The 7,453-nt window shown below is 66.1% G+C and carries 5 protein-coding genes; 1 reads left to right on the top strand and 4 read right to left on the bottom strand.

Annotation, left to right across the window (positions count from 1 at the left end):
• Positions 1 to 78 precede the first annotated feature (78 nt).
• The 3 genes from lolA to AC1DQP_RS13480 all read right to left on the bottom strand — a co-directional run bounded on the left by lolA (position 79) and on the right by AC1DQP_RS13480 (position 5,307).
• Complete coding sequence (gene lolA / locus AC1DQP_RS13490) at positions 79 to 717, bottom strand: outer membrane lipoprotein periplasmic chaperone LolA (protein ID WP_457320530.1); 639 nt, start codon at positions 715 to 717, stop codon at positions 79 to 81.
• Positions 718 to 836: 119 nt separating this feature from the next.
• Positions 837 to 2,813, bottom strand: coding sequence for a DUF3857 domain-containing protein (locus AC1DQP_RS13485; protein ID WP_478051782.1), 1,977 nt, complete (start codon positions 2,811 to 2,813; stop codon positions 837 to 839).
• Positions 2,814 to 2,940: 127 nt separating this feature from the next.
• Complete coding sequence (locus AC1DQP_RS13480) at positions 2,941 to 5,307, bottom strand: DNA translocase FtsK (RefSeq protein ID WP_478051781.1); 2,367 nt, start codon at positions 5,305 to 5,307, stop codon at positions 2,941 to 2,943.
• 268 nt (positions 5,308 to 5,575) lie between these two features.
• Here AC1DQP_RS13480 and trxB point away from each other — a divergent pair, with 268 nt between their 5' ends.
• Positions 5,576 to 6,547: a thioredoxin-disulfide reductase gene (gene trxB / locus AC1DQP_RS13475; RefSeq protein ID WP_256776711.1), complete on the top strand. Its 972-nt coding sequence runs from the start codon at positions 5,576 to 5,578 to the stop codon at positions 6,545 to 6,547.
• A 238-nt stretch (positions 6,548 to 6,785) separates the two neighbouring features.
• On the opposite strand, the gene AC1DQP_RS13470 is transcribed toward trxB, so the two are convergent.
• The coding region (locus tag AC1DQP_RS13470; protein WP_478051780.1) for an N-acetylmuramoyl-L-alanine amidase family protein at positions 6,786 to 7,453 on the bottom strand (668 nt) is incomplete at its 5' end.

Here is a 7,453-nt window from a genome sequence, read left to right as displayed (position 1 = left end):
GGCCCAGCCAGGCATGGCCTGGCTCTACCCCGTCCCGACGCCATCCTGCGATTGAACGCGGCGATGAGCGCCCCCGCCTTACTCGCCGATGACGTCGGTGCCCTTGGGCGGTGCGAAGCTGAAGGTACCGGCGGCAAAGCCCGGGTTGCGCTTCCAACCGGTGAAGTTGATCACCGTGCGCTGACCCACTGCATCCACCACTTCCATGCGCGCCAGGCCCTGGGCGTTGAAGCCCAGCGCGGCGTACTGGAAGGCGGTGTCGGTCTCGCGCTTGGGGCTGAGCGACAACCACTGCAGGCCATCGCGCGCTGCGGCCTCTTCGCTCACGTCGTACTGCTTGTCCAGCAACGCCGGATTGATCAGTGCGGTGAGCGGGCTGTTCTGCTCTTCGGCGCCCTGCGCGCGGACAGTGGCCTGCTCCAGATCCTTCTCGTACACCCAGACCTTCTTGCCGTCGGCCACGATCAGCTGTTCGTGCGGCTTGATGTATTCCCAACGGAACAGACGCGGCGCGGACAGCGCGACGCGACCACTGGTGTTCTCCTTGACCTTGCCCTTGCTGTCAAACACCTGCTGGCTGAACTGTCCATCGAGGCCCTTCAGGCCTTGAGTGAAACGGTTGAGCTCATCGCGGGCGCCGGCCCAGGCCGAGGCCGACCCGACACTGGCCACGACCAGGGTGGCGGCAACGAGGTAGCGGCGGAAAGAGGTGTTCATGGCAGTATCCGGGACATATGGAAAGGATGGATCGGAGTGTGCCCATGGAAACCTGAATGGGCGATCAKGGCAGTAGTATGCGCCGCGTCGACGCACCCGCGCAGCGCGGCGTTGACGGGCTACGGGTTTGCCTGCACCGTCTTCAGGTCGCCATACACCACCTGCCCACGAAAACCGCGCCGCACCTGCTGGTACAGTTCGCGGAACGCGGGATAGTCCTGCGACTGACACAGCGCCTGCGCGCCGCGCACCGCGCGCTGCTGCAGCCGATGGCGGGCAACGATGGTCTGGCCCTCGCGGCTCCAGTCCAGCCGGTACTCCCCCGCCGGGTTGCGGAACTGCTGGCGGCGCGGGATCGCCACGATCGGCACGCCCACCGGGAACTGCAGCCGGTAGGTTTCCTCGCGAAGGCTGTCGGTGCAATAAAACGGCGTGGCGTTGTCCGGGGCCGAGGTGGTGGTGTAGATATCGCGGAAGGACTCGCCGCCGGGCGCATCGGGCAAGGGCATGCCGCCGACCACGCCGAAGTCGACGTAGTCGCTGGCATGGAAATCGTAGCGATAGTTGAATGGGCGGCTCAGGTCCTGCGGATCGCCCAACAGGGTGAGCGCGCCGGTGCCGTCGAACCCGGACGAGGCCATGATCGATTCCTCCACCCGCGCCCGGTTCTGCGCATTGAGACGCGCGAACGATCCCCGCATGCCGATTTCGCTGATCTCGCTCGGCTGCAGCACGGTCTGGCCGGCCAGATCGCCTTTTGCGTCGAAGCGGAAACTGACGTCCAGGCCATTGCCATTGCGGCTGGCATCGTTATCCGGGGTGCGCGCCACTGTTGCCTGCCGGGTCAGCAGCACCGGCGCGCCCAGGTCACCGTCGGGCAACTGGCCAAACCGTGCATAGGCACTGGTCGAGTCCAGGTAGAGATCGAATTCGGGGATGTAGGTGATGGCATGGTTGAACCGCCCCAGTAGCGGAACCGCCGGCAGGCTCGGGCCGCCGCCCGCACCGATCAGCACCGGACTGCTCTGGATGCCACGCGCAGCCAGCAGCGCCTCCAGGATCACCACGTGGTCCTTGCAGTCGCCATAGTGGTTGTCGAGGATGCTCTGCGCCGGATTCGGCTCCAGCCCGCCATTGCCCAGGTACACCGCCACGTAGCGGATGTTCTGCGAGACCCAGCGGTACAGCGCCGCCGCTTGGTCGCGGCGATCGGTGATGCCTGCGGTGAGCTGGTCGGCCAGCGCCTGGATGCCAGGGGTCACCCTGGCAGCCTCGCCCCCTTTGCGCTGGTAGGCGCTGGCCACCTGCGCCCAGTCGCGGTAGGTGCTGGCCATGATGGTGGGGCTGAACTCCCACGCCGCGGCCGACCAGTTCTGCGCCTGCATCGGCTCGCGGCGCTGGTAGCGCCACTCCCACGTGGCCTGGCCGTCACGGATCTTCGGTCGGTCACTGCCCTGCACATCGCGCTGCTGCACCAACATCGGCAGCGCGGCCGGTGCCGACAGCGTCACCCGTGCGTCGTCGTACTGGGTGAACACGCTGAAGGTTTCCCACAGCCCGAAGTAGCCGGGGAAGTACGGTGTGTTCTGGGTCCGCCGGGTCTTGTAGACCAGCCGCGTACCCGGGGCCAGGTTGGGAAACACCACCACCCGCACCTTGCGGTCGGCATACATCGCCGCAGCCGCGCTGGAGTAGCTCTCCTGGGTGTAGATGCGGTCGGCCGGCACGTCGCGGCGCTGGCCGTCGGCGGTGAGCGTATAGGCGGCCAGCACCTCCAGGGTTTCCATCTTTTCGCTGTAGCTCAGCCGCACCTGGCTGAACTGCTCGACCGCCGACTTGGTCTTGAGCAGGATGTCGTACTCTTCGGTCTGGGTGTTGCCCGCGTCCGGGCGCACCACGTAATCGGCACGGTAACGCACGAAGCTGAAGTTGTTGCTGGCCTGCGCCTCGGTCGGCGTGCCCTGCCCGCCCGGCGTGCCGGATGCGGCCGAGGCTGGCACCGGGGCGGGTGCTGAAGGCGACGACTGCGTATCGGCGCGCGCCAGGGCCGGCGCGAAGGCCAGGCCGCCCAACACCAACCACAGCATCGACTTCATTGCGGGTTCCTTGTGCAGGCGGGTGCGGGCGAGAGGGGGCGGTCGAGGCGTGCAACACAACCGCGTGCGGGGTGAGCATCGAAAGGGGCAATGCACGCATCGCCCCCCCTTCCACGATCTCGCGCCGTTACTTCGGCGGCGGCGGCGCCAGCACGCTGCGGTCGCCATTATGTTCGGGCGGACTGACCACGCCGGCCATTTCCATCGCTTCGATCAGGCGCGCGGCGCGGTTGTAACCGATCTTGAGCCGGCGCTGCACGCCGGAAATCGACGCGCGGCGGGTTTCGGTGACGATGCGCAGCGCCTCGTCATACAGCGGATCGGATTCGTCGCCGCCGCCGCTGCTGGCCTCGGGCAGGCCACCGGCGCCTACTACCACGCCATCGCCCATCATCTGCACTTCGTCCAACACACCGCTGATGTAATCGGCCGGGCCGCTGGCCTTGAGGTGCTCGACCACGCGGTGCACTTCCTCGTCGGACACGAACGCACCGTGGACGCGATCGGGCAACGCGGTACCCGGCGGCAGGTACAGCATGTCGCCGTGGCCCAGCAGGGTCTCCGCACCGGACTGGTCCAGAATGGTGCGCGAATCGATCTTGGAACTGACCTGGAAGCCGATGCGGGTGGGAATGTTGGCCTTGATCAGGCCGGTGATCACATCTACCGACGGGCGCTGGGTGGCAAGGATCAGGTGGATGCCGGCCGCACGTGCCTTCTGCGCCAGGCGCGCGATCAGTTCTTCAACCTTCTTGCCGACGATCATCATCATGTCGGCGAATTCGTCGATGAAGATCACGATGAACGGCAGCGTCTCCAGCGGGCGCGGCGCTTCGCCCAGTTCCGGATTCGGCTTGAACAACGGGTCCATCATCGGCTGCCCGGCGTCCTCGGCATCCTTGACCTTMTTGTTGAAGCCGGCCAGGTTGCGCACGCCCACCGCGCTCATCAGCTTGTAGCGCCGTTCCATTTCGGCCACGCACCAGCGCAGGCCGTTGGCGGCTTCCTTCATGTCGGTCACCACCGGCGCCAACAGATGCGGAATGCCCTGGTAGACGCTCAGCTCGAGCATCTTCGGGTCGATCATCAGCATCCGCAGGTCTTTGGGCGACGCCTTGTACAGCAGGCTGAGCACCATGGCGTTGACCGCCACCGACTTGCCCGAACCGGTCGTGCCTGCCACCAGCAGATGCGGCATGCGCGCCAGGTCGGCCACGGTCGGGCGCCCGGCGATGTCCTTGCCCAGGGCAAGGGTCAGCGGACTGGTCGACTTGTCGTACTCCTTGGAGCGCAACAGTTCGGACAGGTAGATCATTTCGCGGGTGACGTTGGGGATTTCCAGGCCCACCACCGACTTGCCCGGAATCACGTCAACCACGCGCACCGACTTCACCGACAGGCCACGGGCAATGTCCTTGTCCAGCGAGCTGATCTGGCTGACCTTGATGCCCGGCGCCGGCTCGATCTCGAAACGGGTGATCACCGGACCCGGATAGGCGCCCACCACCTGCGCTTCGATGCGGAAATCCTTGAGCTTGAACTCGATCTGCCGCGACAGCGTTTCCAGCGTGTCTTCGTCGTAGCCCTTGGGCTGCGGCTTGGGATCGTCCAGCAGCGCCAGCGGCGGCAGGTCCGAGCCATCGCCATTGACCCCGCGGAACATCGGGATCTGGGTCTCGCGCTTGGCCCGGTCGCTCTTTTCCAGCACCGGCTCGGGGCGCGGCTCGATCTTGACCGGCTCGCGCTTGGCACGCACCTCCGCATCGACCTTGCGCACTTCCTGGCGCTCCTCGCGCATGGCGCGGGTCTGCTGCCACTCGGTGGCCTGCTCTTTCTTCTTGTTGAACAGCGGCGGCAGCGCCAGTACCCAGCGACCGATCTTCTCCATCACCACGAACCAGGAGATGCCCGTGGCCAGGGTGATCGAGGCCAGCAGCAGCACCAGCACGAACAGATTCGCACCCAGCGCACCGAACCCGGCGCTGAGCGAGTTGCCCACCAGCCGGCCGAGAATGCCGCCGGCATGGGCGACATCGCCAGTGAACAGACGCACATGCAGGAAGCCGGTGCCGGCGATCAGGAAGCCGACCAGGCCAACCAACCGCAGCGCCGGGTCCAGGTCATGCTCGCCCTTGCTTTCACGCTTGAGCCCGAACATGGCGATCCAGGCCAGCGCGCCGAGCACGATCGGCAGCACGAAGGCGATGTAGCCAAACAGCTGCAGCAGCACGTCGGCGATCCACGCCCCGACCCGGCCGCCCATGTTGTGGATGGGCGCGACCACGCTGCCGGTGTGCGACCAGCCGGGGTCGGTGGCCGAATAGGTGAACAGGCTGGCGACCAGATACAGCAGCGCCGGGGCGATCGCGATCAGGCCGAGGTCGCGCCACAKACGCTGACGGCCCGGATTATCGGCAGGCGCAGGCGCCGCCGCAGCCTTGCGCGACGGTTTGCTGTCGGGAGACTTGGATCGTTCCGGGAGCTGCTTCGCCACCTTAGACCACACCTTGGGAATGCACTGTTAGTGCTTGATAATAAACGACTGGCTGGCACCCCGGTAGGTGTCGACCGTTGGTCGGCACGCCCACCCGGCCCGGCCCCTGTCAAAACTTCGACACGGGAGGCGCCGACATGCCCCGCAGGTCGCCCCGCTCCACCGGTCGCCTTGAATCGCCCCGCCCCTGCCGCCACTCTATGGCTTGTCCCGGACGCCACGCAATCACCGCCGGCGTCCCGCCCCATCACCATTTACGCGAGTCTACATGAGCCATTCCCTGCCCTCCCGCCACCAGAAGCTCGTCATCCTCGGCTCCGGCCCGGCCGGCTGGACCGCCGCTGTCTATGCCGCGCGCGCCAACCTCAAGCCGGTGGTGATCACCGGACTGCAGCAGGGTGGCCAGCTGATGACCACCACCGAAGTGGACAACTGGCCCGGCGACGCGCATGGCCTGATGGGCCCGGACCTGATGACGCGCATGCAGGCCCATGCCGAGCGCTTCGAGACCGAGGTGATCTTCGACCATATCCACACCGCCGACCTGGCCCAGCGCCCGTTCAAGCTGATCGGCGACAGTGCCGAGTACACCTGCGACGCGCTGATCATCGCCACCGGCGCGACCGCCAAGTACCTGGGCATCGAATCGGAAGAGGCCTTCAAGGGCCGCGGCGTGTCTGCCTGCGCCACCTGCGACGGCTTCTTCTACCGTGACCAGGACGTGGTCGTGGTCGGCGGCGGCAACACCGCCGTGGAAGAGGCGCTGTACCTGTCCAACATCGCCCGCAAGGTCTACCTGGTCCACCGCCGCGACACCCTCAAGGCGGAAAAGATCATGCAGGACAAGCTGTTCGCCAAGGTGGCGGCCGGCAAGATCGAGACCGTGTGGCACCACCAGGTCGATGAAGTGCTGGGCAACGATGCCGGCGTCACCGGCGTGCGGGTCAAGTCCACGCTGGACGGCAGCACCCGCGACATCGAGGCCCACGGCTTCTTCGTGGCCATCGGCCACCACCCCAACACCAGCCTGTTCGACGGCCAGCTGACCATGAACAACGGTTACCTGGACATCCGCTCGGGCCTGGGCGGCAACGCCACCCAGACCTCGGTCGAGGGCGTGTTCGCCGCCGGCGACGTGGCCGACCAGCACTACCGCCAGGCGATCACCTCGGCCGGCTTCGGCTGCATGGCCGCGCTGGATGCCGAGCGCTACCTGGATGCGAAGGGTGAGCTGGGCTGAGGCAAGCCCGCTGCACGGTGATTCACGGAGGCCGGCGCGATGCGCCGGCCTTTTTTTGGCTCTTCGCCCCTGCGGGGAACATCTTGTTGCAAGGGCCGTCGCAGCGTGAGCACGACCCTGCGCGGGTGGCCGGGTGTGCAGGCGCCGCTTGGATCGGCTGGCGTCTCCGCTCGGGTTTGTCGCGCCCGTGAGGGCCCCATCATAGGGGCGAAGAACCTTTTCTGCGCCAGACCTGTGGTCATCCTCGGCCGCATACCTGCCGATAGGTCACCGGGGCCGTGGCCACGCCGTCGGCATCGATCATCCGGGCCGACCAGTCCGCCACGCCTGACCCGCTGCCCTGGCACCCGGTCTGCACCAGCATCGGCACGTCGGGATCATCGAACACCTTGGTGTAGGCGTCGCAGGCCCCTTGTTCCGAGCATCCGGCCACATGGGTTTCGAGCGTCACTGGAAACTGGGGATTTCCCTGCACTTTCAGCGTCAACTCGGAAGCGCCACCAATGGGAAGGGAAAAGTCCTCAATCGGACCCAGTTCAAAAGCCGTGCAGTCCTTGCCTGCGGCCCAGAGGCGATAGCCCTTCTCCACCCCCTTCATCGACGCGGTGCGAAACACCGGATCGAGCAATGCCTTGGCATCCTCGGGATTGGTGTGAAAGGCAGTTTCGACGATGATCGAGGGCATCTTCGCCTCCCTGTTCTCCCCTTTATTGTCTACATGCGGCTTCGTCGCCACCACGAACGACTCGTAGCCGGGCCGACTCTGTATTGCCTCCTTCATCGAACAAAGCACACTGCTCGCAAGTGCCTGATCATCAGGGCGCCCTGCTTGGACGATGACGCGCGCACCGCGCGCGGTTCCGTTGTCGTCGGCATTGCTATGTAGATGGATGACCATCTCCGCCT

This window comes from Stenotrophomonas sp. P5_A8 (assembly GCF_056400545.1).
This window is presented reverse-complemented; position numbering and strand designations above follow the sequence as displayed.